The organism is Maribacter sp. ACAM166, assembly GCF_005771495.1.
In the GTDB taxonomy this organism is placed as follows: domain Bacteria; phylum Bacteroidota; class Bacteroidia; order Flavobacteriales; family Flavobacteriaceae; genus Maribacter.
Genome location: NZ_VAUW01000025.1, coordinates 1 through 19,853 on the forward strand (window position 1 = coordinate 1; position 19,853 = coordinate 19,853).

15 protein-coding genes and 1 pseudogene are annotated in these 19,853 nt (G+C 39.8%); 6 read left to right on the plus strand and 10 right to left on the minus strand.

What is annotated here, in order from left to right:
• Nucleotides 1-238: pseudogene (locus ES765_RS21805) on the plus strand (FAD-binding oxidoreductase); the annotation flags it as partial.
• 141 nt (nucleotides 239-379) lie between these two features.
• Here the strand turns inward: ES765_RS21805 and ES765_RS14915 are convergent.
• Both ES765_RS14915 and ES765_RS14920 read right to left on the minus strand, forming a co-directional pair.
• Nucleotides 380-592 (minus strand): glycogen/starch/alpha-glucan phosphorylase, encoded by a 213-nt coding sequence (locus ES765_RS14915; protein WP_138115111.1) that lies wholly within the window; start codon nucleotides 590-592, stop codon nucleotides 380-382.
• Nucleotides 593-595: 3 nt separating this feature from the next.
• Complete coding sequence (locus tag ES765_RS14920) at nucleotides 596-799, minus strand: hypothetical protein (RefSeq protein ID WP_138115112.1); 204 nt, start codon at nucleotides 797-799, stop codon at nucleotides 596-598.
• A gap of 326 nt (nucleotides 800-1,125) precedes the next feature.
• On the opposite strand from ES765_RS14920, the gene ES765_RS14925 reads away from it, so the two are divergent.
• From ES765_RS14925 to ES765_RS14940, 4 genes are all read left to right on the plus strand, one after another.
• Entirely contained in the window at nucleotides 1,126-2,574 is a 1,449-nt protein-coding gene (locus ES765_RS14925) for an NADP-dependent isocitrate dehydrogenase (RefSeq protein WP_138115113.1), read from the plus strand.
• Between the two features lie 162 nt (nucleotides 2,575-2,736).
• Nucleotides 2,737-4,080 (plus strand): dihydroorotase, encoded by a 1,344-nt coding sequence (locus tag ES765_RS14930; RefSeq protein ID WP_138115114.1) that lies wholly within the window; start codon nucleotides 2,737-2,739, stop codon nucleotides 4,078-4,080.
• 11 nt (nucleotides 4,081-4,091) lie between these two features.
• Entirely contained in the window at nucleotides 4,092-5,054 is a 963-nt protein-coding gene (locus ES765_RS14935; protein ID WP_138115115.1) for an L-threonylcarbamoyladenylate synthase, read from the plus strand.
• Nucleotides 5,055-5,069: 15 nt separating this feature from the next.
• Nucleotides 5,070-5,918, plus strand: a complete 849-nt coding sequence (locus tag ES765_RS14940; RefSeq protein WP_138115116.1) for a DUF6671 family protein — start codon at nucleotides 5,070-5,072, stop codon at nucleotides 5,916-5,918.
• Nucleotides 5,919-6,149: 231 nt separating this feature from the next.
• Here ES765_RS14940 and ES765_RS14945 read toward each other — a convergent pair whose 3' ends face one another.
• A complete protein-coding gene (locus ES765_RS14945; RefSeq protein ID WP_249356484.1) occupies nucleotides 6,150-6,539 on the minus strand; it encodes a hypothetical protein in 390 nt (129 codons plus the stop codon).
• Between ES765_RS14945 and ES765_RS22975 the strand changes: the two genes are divergently transcribed.
• Nucleotides 6,481-6,636 (plus strand): type II toxin-antitoxin system RelE/ParE family toxin, encoded by a 156-nt coding sequence (locus ES765_RS22975; protein WP_410504667.1) that lies wholly within the window; start codon nucleotides 6,481-6,483, stop codon nucleotides 6,634-6,636. The genes ES765_RS14945 and ES765_RS22975 overlap by 59 nt on opposite strands.
• A 299-nt stretch (nucleotides 6,637-6,935) precedes the next feature.
• Here ES765_RS22975 and ES765_RS14955 read toward each other — a convergent pair whose 3' ends face one another.
• The 7 genes from ES765_RS14955 to ES765_RS14985 all read right to left on the minus strand — a co-directional run bounded on the left by ES765_RS14955 (nucleotide 6,936) and on the right by ES765_RS14985 (nucleotide 19,533).
• Entirely contained in the window at nucleotides 6,936-7,841 is a 906-nt protein-coding gene (locus tag ES765_RS14955; protein ID WP_138115119.1) for a helix-turn-helix domain-containing protein, read from the minus strand.
• Complete coding sequence (locus ES765_RS14960; RefSeq protein WP_138115120.1) at nucleotides 7,838-8,335, minus strand: hypothetical protein; 498 nt, start codon at nucleotides 8,333-8,335, stop codon at nucleotides 7,838-7,840. The genes ES765_RS14955 and ES765_RS14960 overlap by 4 nt, the downstream gene beginning before the upstream one ends.
• A gap of 109 nt (nucleotides 8,336-8,444) precedes the next feature.
• Nucleotides 8,445-8,936, minus strand: a complete 492-nt coding sequence (locus tag ES765_RS14965) for a hypothetical protein (RefSeq protein ID WP_138115121.1) — start codon at nucleotides 8,934-8,936, stop codon at nucleotides 8,445-8,447.
• A gap of 4 nt (nucleotides 8,937-8,940) precedes the next feature.
• Nucleotides 8,941-9,771, minus strand: a complete 831-nt coding sequence (locus ES765_RS14970) for an oxidoreductase (protein ID WP_138115122.1) — start codon at nucleotides 9,769-9,771, stop codon at nucleotides 8,941-8,943.
• Nucleotides 9,772-9,975: 204 nt separating this feature from the next.
• A complete protein-coding gene (locus tag ES765_RS14975) occupies nucleotides 9,976-10,866 on the minus strand; it encodes a type IX secretion system membrane protein PorP/SprF (protein WP_138115123.1) in 891 nt (296 codons plus the stop codon).
• 21 nt (nucleotides 10,867-10,887) lie between these two features.
• Nucleotides 10,888-17,460, minus strand: a complete 6,573-nt coding sequence (locus ES765_RS14980; RefSeq protein ID WP_138115124.1) for a gliding motility-associated C-terminal domain-containing protein — start codon at nucleotides 17,458-17,460, stop codon at nucleotides 10,888-10,890.
• Between the two features lie 864 nt (nucleotides 17,461-18,324).
• Nucleotides 18,325-19,533: a site-specific integrase gene (locus ES765_RS14985; protein WP_138115125.1), complete on the minus strand. Its 1,209-nt coding sequence runs from the start codon at nucleotides 19,531-19,533 to the stop codon at nucleotides 18,325-18,327.
• Nucleotides 19,534-19,853 lie beyond the last annotated feature (320 nt).

Genomic DNA, 19,853 nt, shown 5'->3' on the forward strand with positions numbered 1-19,853 from the left:
ATCATTTCAAATAGCATTATCTCAGACCAAAGAGAAAAGGTATGTACAAGATGTTTTATTGAAGCAACAAACCGAAGTGGCTAAAACACTTAAAAACGGTGGTGTTTTTATGTTATGTGGCTCTATGGCAATGCAACACTCCGTACTAGATACTTTAGAGGAAATTACGACTACCCAATTACAACAACCATTAAGTGATTTTGAAAATAATGGGCAGATTCTAATGGATTGCTATTAAAAAATAAAAGTTTATTTGGCATCAAATAAAAACTATCGCTAAAAATTTTAATGCACAGCTTTCATTTTGTGAAGGTTGGTCTTATTGGAAAAAGGAAAGAAATTATCTACTAGGCATGTTTAGTTTCTTTTTAGCTCTACTCTATTTAGACTTTAGATATTCCAATTTCATTGCTGTTTCAATCTCGTTTGTTCTAAATTGACCAAATAAGTTAACCAGGTAAGTATCTGGACTAGATATTTCAGAAGTAATTATTTTATCAAACTCTTCTTTGCTAATAAATCCTTTTTCAAACAACGGTTGAAACGTTTCCTTAAGTATAGGATTGATTTTTTCTATTTCTGATTTTTTCATCCCCTATTTAAACTTTAAATATGCTCTTTTCAATCCAAGGTATATTTGACTATTTAGTGGACCAATCATCTTGAAATCAATACATTCAAACATCTCCTTGTCTGATTGTTCCTTGGGAAAATCTCCGTCCAGTAAGATATCTCTAGACAATTCACCTAAGCGGTCAAACTTTCCGGCGCTTATCTCAATAAAAGTGATTAAATCCATAATATACTTTATTTGAACTCTAAAGGAAGATACTAAAATTTGTGCCAAATAATAAACTCTTTCCAAAAGGTACATTCTGAAAAGAGTATAAATGACAATTTAAAAAGTACAAATTGGTTTTTTAGAACGTATAATTAGTATACCGTCCTAACTAATTCCGTCATCTAATAAAGCTCTTGTCGGCCCACGGATATTTTTAAGGACAAGTATATTATCAACGATACAATATCATAAAATATATTTATGTATTCGATAGAAAACATTAATAAAAATTAATGAAATGATACCTTTAATTTTGACTCTCGAAAAATTAAATACACTTCATTATGACGAAAATCACGGTTGCACATGGGGACGGTATCGGCCCTGAGATTATGGATGCCACGCTTAACATCATGAAAGCAGCGGGAGCCCAATTAGAAATTGAACCTATCGAAATTGGTGAAAAAGTATATCTACAAGGGAACAGTGCAGGTATTGCCCCGGAATCATGGGAATCGCTGCGCAGAACCAAAGTATTTTTGAAAGCACCCATTACGACTCCCCAAGGAGGTGGCTTTAAAAGTTTGAATGTTACCACCCGTAAAACCCTCGGACTTTATGCCAATGTAAGGCCTTGTATTTCTTACCATCCTTATGTGGCTACCAAACATCCGATTATGGACCTCGTAATTATTCGAGAAAACGAAGAAGATCTTTATGCTGGTATAGAACACCAACAAACGGATGAAGTTACCCAATGCCTAAAACTTATTACCAAACCTGGCACCGAAAAAATCATCCGTTTTGCTTTTGAATATGCCAAAGCTTATAAAAGGAAAAAGGTGACTTGTTTTACCAAGGACAATATCATGAAACTTACCGATGGATTGTTCCATAAAATGTTCGATGACATAGCTCAAGAATATCCTGATTTAGAAAGTGAACATTGGATCGTGGATATAGGGGCTGCCAAACTAGCCGACACCCCCGAAAATTTTGATGTCATAGTGATGCCAAATTTATATGGTGATATTCTTTCCGATGTAGCGGCACAGATCACGGGATCGGTAGGTCTTGGAGGAAGTGCCAATATTGGTGCTGAATATGCAATGTTCGAAGCGATTCATGGTTCAGCCCCCCGTAGAGCTGGTCAAGATATGGCCAATCCATCTGGTCTATTATTGGGTGCCATACAAATGTTAGTCTATATTGGCCAACCCAAAGTAGCTGAAAAGATACATAATGCCTGGTTGAGGACGATGGAAGATGGGGTACACACCTATGACCTTTTCAAAGAAGTGGTGAGTAAGGAAAAAGTAAGCACCTCCGGCTTTGCTAAAGCAGTCATTCAAAGGCTCGGTCAAAAACCCAAAAAACTAAAGTCCGTTGAATATAGTGCTGGTAGTACCCATAAAATACAGGGGCATTATACCAGAACAAAACCAGCTAAAAAAGAATTGGTGGGCGTAGATATTTTTCTTCACTGGAACGGTGAAAAAAGAGACCCCAATGTTCTAGGCGATATCCTGAGCAAGTTCAAAGCTGGTTCTTTTGAAAACAAACTGATTACTAACAGAGGGGTTAAAGTATATCCTGATGGCCTTCCTGAAACCTTTTCTACAGATCACTGGAGATGTCGTTTTACTACGGATAAGATGGATGTAGCTGGTAGTTATCAAAACGTTCTTGAACTTTGCACCCTTATTTCAGAAGCGGGTCTTGACATTATCAAAACAGAAAACCTTTGTCGTTTTGATGGTGAAATCAGTTTTTCAATGGGACAAGGGCAATAGAAAGTAGCTCACAGATGGAGGGGTAGATTAATAAAGAAAGGGAAAGGGCAATAATCCTAAACTGAGAGCAAAACCAAGGACTACTTAGCTAAGTAGTCCTTGGTTACATTTCGAAGCTATTATCGGATCCCAGCGCCAACTTTCTAATACATAGGGAATAAAATGACATTAAAATACCTGATAAAAAATATAACCATGGTCAACGAAGGATACAGCACTACGACCGATATTCTTATTTACGACGGAATTATTCAGAAAATCGGAAATATTTATGTTGAACCAAACCACAACGTAATTGACGGAACAGATAAACACCTCTTCCCAGGTATTATTGACGGGCAAGTTCATTTTAGAGATCCAGGACTTACACACAAGGGAGATTTATATACCGAAAGTAAAGCGGCTATAGCTGGTGGCACAACTTCATTTATTGACATGCCAAATACGGTTCCGAATATTTTAACCGTTGAAAGCCTAAAGGAAAAGTATGAAATTGCTTCAAAAAAATCTTTAGCCAACTACTCGTTTTTCCTTGGTGTAAACGGAGATAATATTGAAGATGTAATAAAAACAGACACCAGCCAATTTATTGGTGTTTCGGATGACGGTTTATATTTTACCAAAAAAGGAAATCTACTTGCCGATAATCCAGAGACAATGGAAAAACTATTTGCTAACTGCAAATCTATTATCGCTATTCATTCCGAAAAAGAAGCGGTAGTAGAAAAAAATGAACAGGCTTTTAGAGAAAAATATGGCGATGATATTCCCGCAAAGTTTCATCCAATAATTAGAAGTACTGAAGGGTGTTATGAGGCGACCAAACAAGCTATTGAATTAGCTCAAAAACACAATGCCAGACTACATATCCTACATTTAACCACTGAAGCAGAAACGCACTTATTTCAAAATGACATTCCGCTACAAGAGAAAAAAATAACAACTGAAGTCTCTGTACATCACCTTTGGTTTTCAGACAAAGACTATGAGCGATTAGGAATGCTTATTAAATGGAATCCAGCCATAAAAACTGAACAGGATAAAGAAGGCTTGTTAAAGGCATTACTTGATGATAAAATAGATATTATTACCACGGACCATGCTCCACACACTTTAGAGGAAAAACAAAAACCCTATTTCCAATCTATGTCAGGAGCACCAATGGTACAACATTCCTTAAACTGTATGTTAGAGTTTTATAAACAAGACCTAATTTCATTAGAGAAAATAGTTGAGAAAATGTGTCACAACCCTGCAATTCTCTATAGTATGACAAACAGAGGCTTTATTCGAGAAGGTTATTTCGCAGATTTGACCTTGGTAGACTTGAATAGCCAATGGACCGTTGCTAAAGACAACCTACTGTACAAATGCGGTTGGTCACCATTGGAGGGAACAACATTTCAAACGGAAATCAAACAAACATTTGTGAATGGAAATCTAGTTTATGACCATGGATTATTTTATGAAGAAAAATCAGGTATGGCAATAGATTTCAAAAAATAAAAATGCCAAATATGACCCTTGTTTCAAAAGACATTACAAAAGCCATTGAAATCGTAAATAATGAAGATGTAGTAGCAATACCTACCGAGACGGTTTATGGCTTGGCGGGAAATATCTACAGTGAAAAAGCAATTCGGAAAATATTTCAGGTAAAACAAAGGCCCTTATTCAATCCCCTAGTAGTCCATGTTCACTCTATAGAAAAAATACAAGAAATAGTAAGTGAATTTGCCGATAAAGCCAAAATGCTTGCAAAAGCCTTTTGGCCAGGTTCTTTAACTCTAATATTAAAGAAACGATCGGACATACTGGATTTAATAACTGCAGGAAAAGATACCGTTGCCGTAAGAATACCAAACCATCCTATCACGTTAGCTTTATTAAAGGAATTATCCTTTCCATTGGCTGCACCAAGTGCAAATCCATTTGGTAGTATCAGTCCCACTAGTTCGAAACATGTTGAGAGCTATTTTAAGAACACCATACCAATGGTGCTTGAGGGTGGAGACTGTAAAAACGGAATAGAATCTACGATTATTGGCTTCGAAAATAACGAACCCTTACTATATCGGCTCGGCGCTATTTCCATTGAAGAAATTACAACTATTATTGGCGAGGTAAAAGTAAAGAACAAGAAAGAATTAGCCCCAAATGCACCTGGAATGTTAGCTCGACACTACGCACCCGAAACAAAAACCTATCTAGTAAAAAATGCAGAAAAATTCATAAAAGACTACACCGGGAAAAAGATTGGTGTGCTACGATTCTCTGGTGAGATAGATTCTTCGAATATGGAACATGTAGAGGTATTGTCAAAAAAAGGCGATTTAAAAGAAGCAGCATCAAAATTATACGGTACCCTGCACAAGTTAGATAAATTAAATTTGGATATGATTGTAGCCGAAATTTTTCCAGACTTTGGATTGGGTAAATCCATTAACGATAGGTTAGTAAGAGCAACAAAAAACAAATAAACACCAACAACTTAAATGAGCTTGGAATTATTTAAAAACAGAAAACTAATAATTGCTACAAAACATAGCAAAGAAAAGGTAATAGCCCCTTTGTTGGATGAAAATCTCGGTGTACACTGCTTCGTGGATGAAAACTTTGATACGGATGCTTTAGGCACTTTTACAGGAGAAATCGAAAGGGAACTTGACCCAATAGCAACCGCAAGACAAAAATGCCTTTTGGCAATGGAAATCAACAACTGTGATTTGGGGGTGGCAAGTGAGGGGTCTTTTGGCCCCCATCCTTCATTGTTTTTTGCAAGTGCCGACGACGAATTTTTGATTTTTTTGGACAAGAAAAATAATTTGGAGGTAATCACCAGGGAATTAAGTTTGGAAACCAACTTCAACGGCAAAGAAATTAAGAATGAAGAAGACCTTTTTGACTTTGCAGCTTTAGTCAAGTTTCCCTCCCATGGGATAATACTTCGCAAATCGAAGACCGACAACAATCATATCATCAAAGGTATTTCGAATGTTGATGATTTAAAAAATGCATTTCATTCGTTATACAAAAAAGGTGCGATAATCTACGCAGAAACCGATATGAGAGCAATGTACAACCCTAATCGAATGGCCGTAATTGAAACTACGGCCAAAAAATTGGTTGTTAAGTTAAATTCGTGCTGCCCTCAGTGCGATGTTCCAGGTTTTGGGGTCACCGATTCAAAAAAGGGTTTGGAATGCAGTTTATGTGGTTCACCAACCAATTCTACCTTAAGTTACCTCTATACCTGCCAAAAATGTAATTTCACAAAAGAAGAAATGTATCCTCATAAAAAGAAAGTGGAAGACCCTACCTATTGTGATTATTGCAATCCATAATTTTGGACTAAAATATCAAATGGCACCACTTTCATATCTATACGTGTAAATGATACAAACTACTGAAGATGATTTTTTCGAAAAAACACCGAATGTTGCGTGGTGAGAACATTATAGATTTTCGTTATTATGTTATCTAAAGCACCGGCCAAGGGGAACCCAAACTCCTAGCAAATTCATATGGGTGAGGCCGGTGCTTTCAACAACAAAATAAACACTAATTATTATTTATTATTGGTCAATGGAAACTTCCCTTTTTGTGTTGGGCACTTTCAATTCCTTATTGACCAAAGCTTTTTCAAAATCGGCGGTAATTGTAGGCCAGAACCTAAAAAAGTTGCGTCCGTCTTTTCGTTTTAGCGTTACTGCGGTATTACCGTTTTGTGAACTCACTTTGGTAACCACCACTTTTTGTCCTTCGAGATTATTGAAATTGGCGATTGCCCCTCTTTTAATAATGATATTTTTTCTGGGGAAATCGATATGCTGATACCCCGCCGCGTTTGCCGTACCAAGGGTCAGTATGGTGCCATTTTCAACGACACCCATATTTTCTTGTGCAATCAATCCAGAGCTAGGTCGTAGTGCGGCTGAATATGCCCCACAATTAAAAAGATTCAATTACAAGGCACATACTATTTTTTACGAACCAATAGAAAAAGGCATTTTTGTGGTGCGTATCTTAAGCCAAAGACAAGATTTTGAACGCCATCTTTAAAGTCCATATAAACCTGGGTTAAATTAAAATAGTTCAATTAAGTCGGAATCAGGTTTATTTGAACTTTAAGGATTTGGACAAAGGTTTTGACAGAAGCTTTTTGTTGTCTCCCGACATTTCCACTATAGTTTTCAACGACTGACAAGGTTCAAGTAATTTAATTACGCTGTTCCTATTTAATAATTCCACTTTCATTGTCAAAATATCCCTTTTATTCCTTGAATCAGGGATTTCAATACGGGCCGAGCTATCAATGTTAACTGCGGCCACTTGTCCGATTATTTTTTAGTAGTTATTTATTAATTTAAATTACGGTACGCTTTTGGGCTTACACCGGCCTTGTTCTTGAACATCTTACTAAAATGTTGTGGGTATTCAAAACCTAAATTAAAGGCAATTTGACCGATGGGATCGCTTGAATTCAAGAGCCTATTTTTTGCAGTTTCTACGATATGTAGATTAATATGTTCGGTAAGGCTTTTACCCGTTTCTTTTTTGAGCAGATCGCTAAGATATTTGCCGGACATTTGCAAAGATTCCCCACATTCCTTTACCGACGGGATTCCATTTTTAGATGGCATATCACTATCAAAATAAGAATGAAGATATTTCTCGAATTCGGTAACGAAGTCTTTGTTCTGACTCTTCCTTGTAAGAAATTGGCGGTCAAAATAGCGTTGACTATACCCGAGCAATGATTCTATATTGTGTACGATTATATCTTGCGTATGCTTATCCATGTTTTGATGGATTTCACTTTTTATCTTCCTGACAATTTCGTTTAGCGATATTTTCTCTTTTTCAGATATATGTAAGGCTTCGTTACTGTCATAATCAAAAAATGAACGCTGCTGAATGGAATCGGCAAGTGCATACGGTCGAATCAGGTCAGGATGAAAAAAAATACTCCAACCACCTAAATCGGGACTACGATTTCCAGTACTTGTTGTAATCTGTCCTGGACGCATAAATACTAGACTTCCCTCCTGAAAATCATAAGAAGTTCTACCATACTGAAAAGTACCTTGTATATTTTCCTTTAAGGATATGAAATACAAGTGATTGTTAACGCGAACGTCTACCCCAAAATTAAGGTTCATTTTTTCACTATGTTGTACTATCGATATTAAAGGATGCACAGGCTTCTCTACTTGTAACAAACGGTGCATCTCACTTATACTTTCTATATGTAGTATATTGCTCATTGTAAATTGTTTAGAATATGTTCGTAGTATATTTGAGCTCTTTCTTTCGAAAAATAATCCAAAATAATCAATGATAGGCCAAAAACGGAAAGTGCTACACCAATTGCGTGATATGTTGGGCTTTTAGAAAAAACAAACATAAGAATAACAACCAAAAAACATACAGCACTTATGGATAGAGATGTAGGGTACATAAATTGAAAACTCTCTACACGAATTCTTTCATTTTGAAGAAATTCTTCCGAATCCGCTTGATAGGCCGTTTGAAATTCTGTAATTCTATTGTTGTTGGAATACATCATAAAGCTACCCATTGAACTAAAAAGTAACCCGATAAAAAATGATGGTATTACCAATGCCTTTGCGTTTATGGTGGTGCCATATTTCCAGATTAACAAAGTGCAAACTAAGGTCAGGACCCCAAAAATGATAACGCACAATCCTTCGAACATTTCTCCTTTCGCCCATTGAGTGCTGTATTCTATAAATTTCATAGTTATTTTTAAGTGTTATTTTACTATTATCAATTGCCTTATTTTTTAACAAGATTATTTTGCTCAAAAAGAAGCAATTCTTATCCAAATATTGGTGACAATGTACTTTTTAGATTAATTGTTTAAGTGCTTTTAAATAAACTGCCAACCTGTGGTGTAAAGTAGCATCTAAAATTAACATTGTTAGGAATAATCCTATCAAGCCAAGTCCTAATCCTTTGTAATAATATTGAGACGATAAGAAAAATACAATAGCAGCAATGGCAATGCCTACAAACCAAATATATGGCACTATACTGTACGTTTTATCGTCTTTCATCGCTTTGATTAGTTCGGTTTCCAAGGCTTGTTTTGGATTGGTTGTATGACTTTCGGAAACGGTATCTAAGTGCTTTGGGCGTGCAATGACCTGCATGCTACCATAACCGATTAGAATCAGGATAATCAGACCCATTGGAATCACCATTCCCTTTAGGATTTCATTATTGTTTCTAAGAATAAATAATGCTCCAATACATATTATGACACCTAAAACTAGCATTATTTTACCTTGAAAAACTTCTCCGCTTACCCAATTTGATGTGTGTTTTATAAGTTCCATTATTTTATGATTTTAAAAATCGAAGCATCATTTTGTCTAAAGTTTTGTCCGATAATAATTTTCGAGACCAAATCATTTGTGAGGAAGTTTTACCAGCTTCATAGGCCGTTTTAGGGTTCTTACTTTTAATTATTTTCAAAACGGTATCGGCAATTACCGAAGGAGGTGAAGAGTATTTAGGATTATTGTCTCTAGATTTAGACCAGTCAGCTATCACTTTGGTCATTTCTGCATATGATCCGTTCTCAGGTTGGTTTATCATTGGATCTACATAAGTACCGATCAATCCTGTGCTTACTACACCTGGCCTTATAATAACTACATCTATTCCAAATGGTTTTAATTCCACACGTAAAGAACTTGACAAACCCTCCAAAGCGTGTTTTGAAGCCACATACCAAGAGCTTAAAGGCCCGTGAACCTTTCCTGCAATAGAAGACGTATTGATAATTTTTCCCGCACCTTTTTTACGCATAGAGGGAATAACCAATTGTGTAAGATGTGCCAGACCAAAAAGATTGACCTCAAATAGTTTTTTTGCATCTTCAATAGCGGTTTCCTCCAATGAGCCTAGGGTTGCAACTCCTGCATTGTTAAATAAAACATCAATACCACCATGTGCTTTTTCAATAGTACTTACGGCATGTTCTATGTCCTGCTCATTGGTAATGTCAAGCTGAATAGGAATACATCCAAACTCTTTTAACTCATTCAGCTTGTCTATTCTACGGGCTGCAGCATATACTATATAGCTTTGTTTTGCCAATCTTATGGCAGTTTCTCGCCCCATACCAGAGGATGCACCGGTTATCAGAATTACATCTTTTTTGTTCATGTTCTAAATTTTAAAAATGTAAATCTATGGGGAATCCAAATTCCAAACTGCAATCTAACGCAGTAAGTCTAATACATTTGGAGGGATACAAGGCTCTGAATAGCCAACAGGTATAAAATTGGACTCATGACTTACATACTATTAAAATTTATCAAGAGTAAAAATTATCCATGAATTAAATCGAACTTCCTTAAAACCATTTTCTTAGTGTAAGGTTAGCTTTAGAAATATCTCATGGCTGCCGTTATTGGTGTTGTTCAAAGAAGACTCCACATTGGCTTCATAGGCATACCCAATATCAAAACTATTATCCAGATTAAAGAGTACAAACCCTGCAAAACCTTCATTGAGTCTGTAGGCCGCACCAATTTCAAATGTTTGGTCATACCGTAATGCAGCGGTCAGATCGACTGAAATCGGGGCATTTTCAACATACCGAACCATTGACGATGGTTTCAGAAGCAATTTATCGTTAATCTCAATATCATAGGCTCCCATCAGGTATACGTGCAACTTGTTCCTGCCGAGTCGGGCCGTTCCATTTTCTTGTTCCAACCGTCTTGGCCTTAAAATACTTGGGGCGGATAGAGACAATGAAAGTTTTCTGTTCTGGAAATATACCCCTGCACCAATGTTGGGGGTTATGCCTCCGTCAATATTCATCAAAGAGGGATCCCCCTGTATCCCAAAGGTCATCAGACCATCGGTATTGGCATTATAGGAATTTCCCGAAGCCTTTAATCCAAAATAGATATTGGTATAATTATCCCATTGCACTTTATAGGAAAAATCAATGGCCACCGAGGTCTGGGTTTCGATGAAGGTCTTGTCGTTGATAATACTTACACCTAGACCCACGTTCTTGCCGATATGGGTACTGGCCAAAAAACTCTGCGTTTCCGGAGCACCTGCTACGCCCGACCATTGACTACGGACGTTCGCGGCGAACTCTGTACGGTCTTCTGCGCCTGCATAGGCGGGATTCACAAAGTTCATGCTGTACCTATAGAAGATATAGCTCGGGTCTTGTTGGGCCAAAAGGTTTCCCGAGAAGAAAAATATAAATAGGATGATGTAAATGCTGCTGGTCTTCATTGCGATCGTGGTTTGATTTGGTTAATAGTTTATGAATATCCATCCATTGACTGGAGCAGACCCGTTCTGTAGTTCGATGACATAATAGTAGCTTCCCGAAGGCAGGTTCTCCGACCTGGAACTTGATTTTCCGTTCCAATCGTTTTGGTAACCAATCGTTTTAAAAACTTCGTGCCCGTACCGGTTGTAGACTGTAACAACGGCATTCGGATGGTTTTCTATTCCTTGGACTATCCAAGTGTCATTGATGTTGTCGCCATTGGGGGTAAAGGCTTCTGCAGCGGTAATGGACTGTTCCAAGCCTACATTGGGGTCAGAGTCATCGCTATCGGCATTGGAGCCTATGCCATCACCGTCGACATCTATACTTTCGTCAGGGTCGTTCGGAAATGCATCAACTTCATCTGGCACACCATCGCCATCAGTGTCAAGGCGATCGTCCGTCTCATCGTTTTCATCGTTGATGCCGTCGCCGTCGGTATCTTGACCATTATCAAGTATCCCATCTCCATCCACATCGGCATCCTCATTATCCGGTATTCCGTCACCGTCGTCATCGGTATCGGAGTTGTCGCCAGTTCCATCGCCGTCGGTATCCGTATCCTCGTTTTCATCCAACGGGAAATCATCGTCTAAATCGGGAGTGCCATCATTATCGTCATCAGTATCTTCATCATCGGGTATACCATCACCATCATTGTCAGCAATTTCGTCACCACCTAAGGGAAAGTCGTCATCTTCATCAGGTATTCCGTCACCATCATCATCGGTATCGGCATTATCGCCGATTCCATCGCCATCCGTGTCTGTATCTTCGTTCTCGTCCAATGGAAAAGCATCGTCAACATCGGGCGTGCCGTCACCGTCATCATCCGTATCTGCATTGTTTCCGGTTCCATCGCCATCGGTATCGGTGTCCTCGTTCTCGTCCAATGGGAAAGCATCGTCAACATCGGGAGTGCCGTCACCGTCATCATCCGTATCTGCATTGTTTCCGGTTCCATCGCCATCGGTATCTGTATCCTCGTTCTCGTCCAATGGGAAATCGTCATCCGCATCGGGCGTGCCGTCACCGTCATCATCGGTATCGGAATTGTCGCCGGTTCCATCGCCATCGGTATCGGTGGTCTCGTTCTCGTCCAATGGGAAATCATCATCCGCATCGGGCGTGCCGTCACCGTCATCATCCGTATCTGCATTGTTTCCGGTTCCATCGCCATCGGTATCGGTGTCCTCGTTCTCGTCCAATGGAAAAGCATCGTCTACATCGGGCGTAACGTCACCGTCATCATCGGTATCGGAATTGTCGCCGGTTCCATCGCCATCGGTATCGGTGGTCTCGTTCTCGTCCAATGGGAAATCATCATCAACATCGGGAGTGCCGTCACCGTCGTCATCGGAGTCACAGACATCCCCATCTCCATCACTATCGGTATCCAACTGGCTATTATTAGCTATGGCAGGGCAATTGTCCGTTCCGTCAAGAATTCCATCTCCATCGGTATCCAAGTCATCATCCGTGATGATTATCGTCACGCTCTGGTCTGCCGACGAATCAAAGGCATCGTCTGAACCGGCATCGTTTACCGTCACCGTTATGGTTGCCGAATCGTCACGGTCGATATCATCGTCCACACCTGTCACCGTTGCGGTCTGTGGGGTATCCCAGTTGGCCGCCGTGAACGTTAGTTGTGTTGCGTTTACCGTTGCTTCGTTCGTGTCATCACTCGATATATCGAAAACAACATCGCTTGTGGGTTCGCTATCCAATATAATTGTAAAGGTGTCCGTTCCTCCGTCTTCTGCTATGGTCAATGTAATTTCACTTTGAGTAAAGCCTACGGCATCATCATCGGTCAAGGTAATGGCAACTGTTTGGTTCGCCAAGGCATCAAAGGCATCGTCGGAACCGGCATCGTTGATGGCTACCGTGATCGTTGCCGAATCATCACGGTCGATATCATCGTCCACACCGGTTATGGTTATTGTTTGTGCGGTATCCCAGTTGGCTGACGTGAACGTTAACTGTGCTGTGCTTACTGTTGTCTCATTCGTATCATTGCTCGATACATCGAATACAACATCGCTTTCTGGTTCACTACCCAAAACTACCGTAAAGGTATTTGTGCCGCCATCTTCAGCTATGGTCAATGCGGTTTCACTTTGGATAAAGCCTACGATATCATCATTGGTCAAGGTAATGGCTACTGTTTGGTTTGCCAAAGCATCAAAAGTATCGTCGGAACCGGCATCGTTTACCGTCACCGTTATGGTTGCCGAATCATCGCGGTCGATATTATCTTCGACTCCTGTTACCGTTATGGTCTGGGGCGTATCCCAGTTGACTGCGGTGAAGGTCAGTTGTGCGGCACTTACCGTTGCCTCATCGGTATCATTGCTCGATACATCGAATACGACATCGCTCGTTGGTTCACTATCCAATACGATTGTAAAGGTGTCCGTTCCGCCATCTTCGGCTATGGTCAATGCAGTTTCGTTTTGTGTGAAGCCTGCTGTATCATCATCGGTCAAGGTAATGGCAACCGTTTGGTCTGCCAAGGCATCGAAGGCATTGTCGGAGCCGGCATCGTTGATGGCTACCGTGATCGTTGCCGAATCATCACGGTCGTTATCATCGTCCACACCGGTTATGGTTATTGTTTGTGCGGTATCCCAGTTGGCTGACGTGAACGTTAACTGTGCTGTGCTTACTGTTGTCTCATTCGTGTCATTGCTCGATACATCGAATACAACATCGCTTTCTGGTTCACTACCCAAAACTACCGTAAAGGTATTTGTGCCGCCATCTTCAGCTATGGTCAATGCGGTTTCACTTTGGATAAAGCCTAAGGTATCATCATCGGTCAAGGTAATGGCAACCGTTTGGTTCGCCAAGGCATCAAAAGTATCTTCTGAACCTGCATCGTTGATGGCTACCGTAATTGTTGCCGAATCGTCCCGGTCGATATCATCTTCGACTCCTGTTACCGTTATTGTCTGGGGCGTATCCCAGTTGGCCGCGGTGAAGGTCAGTTGTGCGGCACTTACCGTTGCCTCATCGGTATCATTGCTCGATACATCGAATATAATATCACTCGTTGGTTCACTATCCAATACGATTGTAAAGGTGTCCGTTCCGCCATCTTCAGCTATGGTCAATGCGGTTTCATTTTGTGTAAAGCCTACGGCATCATCATCGGTCAAGGTAATGGCAACCGTTTGGTCTGCCAAAGCGTCAAAAGTATCTTCCGAATCTGTATCGTTTACCGTCACCGTTATGGTTGCAGAATCGTCCCTGTCAACAGCATCATCCACACCCGTTACCGTTATTGTTTGTGGGGTGTCCCAGTTGGCTGCCGTAAAGGTCAACTGTGCCGAACTTACGGTTGCTTCGTTGATATCGTCGCTGGATACATCGAATACAACATCGCTCGTTGGTTCGCTATCCAAGACTACCGTAAAGGTATTTGTGCCGCCATCTTCAGCTATGGTCAATGCGGTTTCACTTTGTGTAAAGCCTACGGTATCATCATCCGTTAATGTGATGGCTACCGTTTGGTCTGCCAACGAATCAAAGGCATCCTCTGAACCGACAGCGTTTACCGACACCGTTATGGTTGCCGAATCGTCACGGTCGATATCGTCATCCACACCTGTTACCGTTATTGTTTGTGGGGTGTCCCAGTTTGAAGTTGTAAAGGTTACCTGCGCTACATCTACCGTGGCTTCGCCTGTATCGTCGCTGGAAACATCGAAAACGACATCGCTTGTAGGTTCGGTGTCCAGGACTACTGTAAAGGTGTTTGTGGCCGTATTCTCGTCAATGGTCAATGTTGTTTCGCTTACCGAAAAGTCCGGTGTTGTAGTCACAAAAGCCAAAAATTGGCCATCAGCCGGATCAATGGAAGCTGCGTATACCGTTCCTCCATCGGTTAAATTAATAATGGTATCAGTACTGTCGAATAGGGTGTCATCGGACAATACTAGGGCCGGTATCCCCGCAGGGAAGCTGTACCCACTTTTAGGAATAGCGATGTACACATTACCTACGGTACCGGTCTCCTCTATTTTCCATACACGGTCGGAGCGGTTGTTGGTTCCGCTGTCAAAACTCGAAGTAAATGAATTATCGATACCGTTGTTATGAGCCATCATCATAAAATTGCCATTGCCCAAGCTGGTCAATGCCGGATCTTGATTGCTGGTAACCAACACGGCCGCGGTGGATAGAATGGGTCCGTTGGCGGTGTTAACCGATTGCGATACTCTTTGGTCCAATCCGGAGACATCATCACGCCCGACACCAAAAACATCCGTTGTATATCCGCTGTTAGCGCTATAATCATATATAACGGAACTGTTGGAGGCCAGATAATCTCCTTCGTTGATCGCCCCGGTTTCCCCGGCCACGCCATCGCCATCAAAATCGGGGTCAAAAGTAGTGCCGTATTTTATTGAAAAATAGGACTCGATCCGTTGGCGTTCGTTATCGGTCAATATTCTATCGTATGTAAATACCTCCGCAATTTTTCCGTCCCAATCCCTTGGGCTGTTGGCCGCCTCTCCGTTACCAAGTCTGAATTGATCAACTTCTGTACCTATTCTGTTTGAAGGTGAAATTCCATCGGGATCGGCAACAGGATATTCCCTTCCATAATAAAAACCATCGTAAATACTATTGACTGATCCAGAACTTCCCGAAACTGAACCTGTGCCATCAAAACTAAAACCAACGACCAAGGGTTTGGTAGTCCTGAATTCTATTGTATTTCCAGGATTCCCATCATTATCAAAATATCTTGATTCGGTATTCCCTGTAGCATTAAGTGCTATACCAGTTTGACCGTCGGTAAATCGGATATATAGTTCACTAGCGCCTTCGTTATTAGCGTCGGTGTCCAACCATCCCCTAAATCCGGTAGCTACGTCAGCTTGTACTACGGAATAAAGAGTAATATCTTGATCTCCCTCAAACCAAGGGGCGTCATTTTCATCCCATTGCAGCCAATCATCCCCATCAAAATCTATGGCAGGGTTGTAGTTGATACCGTTTATCACATAAGTAGGATTACCACCATTGGGCTCGTCTAAGTGATTACCAAGGCCAGAGGCATCATGCCATGCTTCGACCACATCTCCATCTTCTGCCATATCGGTACTGCCGCCGTTTACATCGGCATCTTCAAAGACACCGCTATCGGCCTTTACCCAAAACTCTAAACCGGAGGCCACACCGCCAGGCCCTACGGCTATAAGTTTGGCCAAAGTTAGATACTCGCCATCGGATAAGGATGCTCCTGTGATTTCCCCGTTGGTATTTAAATTGCCTACAGAAGTAAAGCCAGAGGTAAAATCGCCATCACTATCTTTAATAAGTGTCCAAGTTTCGTCAAAGCCTTCGAATTTCATGTTGATAGATTGGTTGAAGTTCGTGGTCTTGTCCACTTTCCATTCCCTAGCTATTCTGACATTATAGGTAGTCCCGTCGATTTCTGTAGACTGTGTGCTTATCGTGCTACCGTTATTGGCCAAAGTCAAAAACTGCCTGTCGTTGGTATGCGTTGTACTACGGGAGGCATCGGTGTTGGCTGTCGTAAAATCGGCATCCAAGGCTATACTCAAAATACTATTGGCATTCACCGATTTGGAAACTCTTTGATTTAGACCGCTATTATCGTCACGACCGATTCCGAAAATATCGCTATCATATCCATCATTATCATCTGCCCACATGTTTGTAGTGCCATCTGATGCTAAATAGTCTTGTTCCATTTCAATACCGTACTTCAAGGCGAGATACGAATCTATTTTTTGTTGATCCGCAGCAGATATATTGGCATCGTAAACAATTACTTCTGCGATGTTCCCTGTCCAGAAAAAGCTCGGAGAACTAGCTACATCTGTACCGATACGAGCAATATTGTTTACTGTATTCCAAGTAGGATTGCCGGTGACCCCGGTTTGCTCAACTCCATTTTTGTCAATAAACGTTGTAGAACCATTATATCTTCCGCCGGCAATTACGGGCGTGTCCAACTCCCAAAAATTCGTTTTTAACTTATCGTTGGTCGCACCCCAAGAACCATAAACCATAGTATTACTACTCTGACGACCTGCTAGTAAATGAGCCTGCGTATTCGAAGGGCTACCGTGACCGAATACAATATCATCTCCGCTAAACGTTGCTGTCGGTGTAGCGACCACCCGCATTAGGCGCGCACTATTCCCAGAAGGATAACTCATTAATACTGAACTTTCCAATGCTTGGGAACCATTGAAACTAACTTGTGGATTAAAATTCAAGGTATTGCTAATACCATTGAAGTAGCTAGGGCCAATAATGCCGCTGATAATTCCGAAGTCGCTAGTGCCTGATGACTGGTCATTCCATTGTTGGATTGTTCCATTATTGATGGCATTTGTACTTCCAGTATCAGAAAAAACATCGCTATCGGCTTTAAGCCAAATAGACAAATCTGATGATACGCCACCTGGAGTTTGTGCCGTCATTAATTGTAATCCACCCAATATCAAGGTTAGGTAAAACACTATTTGCAAGGGATGATTCTTTGGGAATTTAGTTTGATATTTCATAAAATGGTTCGTATTTGGATAATAAAACAGGTAACAAATATTAATTATTTGTAGTCTTATTCTTTCTTTTTGTTGTGTATTTATAAAATATGTGTGTAAGAATATCGATTAAAGGTGTTAAACAATCGACAAGTAGTAAAATTGCAGATGTGTGGAACTTGATATTTTAAGTTTTTGTTTCCACTACCATATTTTTCTGATGAATACCGAGCTTATACCAATGGAGTATTTGAAAGGGCAAATAAATAGTACAGATATTCATCTTAGGTATTCTCATTCAAATTATATTTATATGTAGGAAAAGACTACAAAAGTAGAATGTATTTTGTAGGTAAATTTATACGAGATGCTAAATATTGAATACAATTCACTGAATTATCCTATAGATTGAGGAAATAGTGTGATTTTCATTTGCGGACTTTTACTTAATAAATCTCAGATTTGCTTGGTTTTGGTCTAGAAATTAGTCCCGAGCGCCCGTCATAATTGTTTATTTTGGATATAGTAAATGTTCGAAGACCGATCCGCAATTGGTTTTAGTTAGCATCTGAAGAAATTGTTTAGAATACCTGAAATGAAGGAATAATATAGAATCACGTAGAAAAAACATTATTCTGTATAAAGGCTATTTAGCCAAACCGTTTTCTAAAAGTTCATATCCACATCTCACAATGTTTCATTTATGGCTTTCTTAAACTAACTCTTATTCGAACACCCTAAGTATAATTAAACGGTCCGTTATTTGAACATTTACCCAACCACACAATCATTGAGCTTATAAAGTTTAAAGTACCGTATCAATTAATTAGTTTACTTTTTGACCTTTATTTAAACTTTTTGATCAGCTAAAATATTTCGTTTTTTTTATAATAACACCTCAAGCGCCTTGTCAACAATTCCGGTATCTAATTCTTTCAAATACGCCTGTGTTACCGTCAAATTTTGATGCCCCAAAGATTCACTAATCACATCTGTGGCAACCCCTTTTTGTTTTAGACAATTTGCAAAACTATGACGAGCTACATAACTACTAACGTTTTTTGTGATTTTACAGAGGGTGGCCAGTTCCTTAAGCTCCCTGTTATATATGCCTAGCATTTTGTGTTTTCTATCAGCTAGTTGTGTGGGGGTATAGTCCTCTCGAAAAAGAAGTGGAAGTACATACTTGTTGCTATATCCATGTATGCGATAGTAATCCAATATTTTCTGGACTGGGGGCATAATAGCAATAGAGAAATTTCCTTTAGTTTTTGCTCTAGTATAATAAATAATATTGGCTTCAACATCTTTCCATTCCAAACTCATCATGTCCGCAAAATTCATACCCCTAGTGTAGAAGCTAAAAACGAAATAATTTTTTGTGTTTATTAAATGTGGATTGTTGTTCAAATCTAAATGAATGATGGACATGATTTCTTCGAAATCCAAGGCACGTTTGAAACCTTTGCCTCTTAACTTTGATATTTTGTAGGTTTTAAACGGATATAGACTTTCTTTGATTACACCACGTTCTATTGCTTTATTGAATAGTGCCCTAATAGCTCTCATTTTTACACCTATGCCACCATCGGTACCACCCCTCGATCTGAGAAAGGCATCATACTTACTTAAAAAGGAAGAGTTTATTTCTCTAAAGTTCAATTTCTTGAATTTGTGAAAAATCTGAACGGAGGTTTTAGCATCCTTATACGATTTCGCATTCCCTATCCGTCCAGCGAAGGTCATCTCTTCTATGATTTCGTCAAAAAATGCAAAAACGTCATTCTTCACGGGATTGAAAGTTATTCTATAATTTCTATCGAAGTCTCGTATTGAATAATCCGGATTCTCAATTTCTAGATCAGTAATGATTTTATAAGCTCGTTCCTTGAACTTTACAAGTAGTCGATTAAATTGAGTGTGGTTTGAATTTCTTTTATTGAAATTACCTGTGGGTTCTATCCATTCGTTCAATCTTGCGCTGAACGGAGTTTTGTAATGTTTACATTGTCTTTCTTTGGTAACGCGCAAACAGACTGGATATGTCCCATCGGACAATAACTTTTTTTTGAGAACAATCTTGAGCGTTATCATATTTTATACATTTGGGGACAACATTTACATAGTTTAATTTGTAATACCCTACTGCTACTGGTTGCATGTGATGATAATGGGGACAACATAGGGACAACAAATGGGCTATTAAATGTAATTATTGTAAAACCAAATGCAAAATAAAAAATCATAAAATATTGATAATCAGACTATAAGAAGGTAAATGGCACTAAATGAAAACACTCCATTTGCGGCTGTTAATCAGAGGGTCCTTGGTTCGAGTCCAAGAGGGGGAGCCCAGTAAAGACAAGCCTTTCAAGAAATTGAAAGGCTTTCTTCATTTTAGCAGGTACTAGTTT

Excerpts from the sequence above, each read along its gene's own strand:
- ES765_RS14915 (WP_138115111.1), bottom strand. The coding sequence starts at position 592 with ATGAAAAAATCAGAAATAGAAAAAATCAATCCTATACTTAAGGAAACG.
- ES765_RS14920 (WP_138115112.1), bottom strand. The coding sequence starts at position 799 with ATGGATTTAATCACTTTTATTGAGATAAGCGCCGGAAAGTTTGACCGC.
- ES765_RS14925 (WP_138115113.1), top strand. The coding sequence starts at position 1,126 with ATGACGAAAATCACGGTTGCACATGGGGACGGTATCGGCCCTGAGATT.
- ES765_RS14930 (WP_138115114.1), top strand. The coding sequence starts at position 2,737 with ATGACATTAAAATACCTGATAAAAAATATAACCATGGTCAACGAAGGA.
- ES765_RS14935 (WP_138115115.1), top strand. The coding sequence starts at position 4,092 with ATGACCCTTGTTTCAAAAGACATTACAAAAGCCATTGAAATCGTAAAT.
- ES765_RS14940 (WP_138115116.1), top strand. The coding sequence starts at position 5,070 with ATGAGCTTGGAATTATTTAAAAACAGAAAACTAATAATTGCTACAAAA.
- ES765_RS14955 (WP_138115119.1), bottom strand. The coding sequence starts at position 7,841 with ATGAGCAATATACTACATATAGAAAGTATAAGTGAGATGCACCGTTTG.
- ES765_RS14960 (WP_138115120.1), bottom strand. The coding sequence starts at position 8,335 with ATGAAATTTATAGAATACAGCACTCAATGGGCGAAAGGAGAAATGTTC.
- ES765_RS14965 (WP_138115121.1), bottom strand. The coding sequence starts at position 8,936 with ATGGAACTTATAAAACACACATCAAATTGGGTAAGCGGAGAAGTTTTT.
- ES765_RS14970 (WP_138115122.1), bottom strand. The coding sequence starts at position 9,771 with ATGAACAAAAAAGATGTAATTCTGATAACCGGTGCATCCTCTGGTATG.
- ES765_RS14975 (WP_138115123.1), bottom strand. The coding sequence starts at position 10,866 with ATGAAGACCAGCAGCATTTACATCATCCTATTTATATTTTTCTTCTCG.
- ES765_RS14980 (WP_138115124.1), bottom strand. The coding sequence starts at position 17,460 with ATGAAATATCAAACTAAATTCCCAAAGAATCATCCCTTGCAAATAGTG.
- ES765_RS14985 (WP_138115125.1), bottom strand. The coding sequence starts at position 19,533 with ATGATAACGCTCAAGATTGTTCTCAAAAAAAAGTTATTGTCCGATGGG.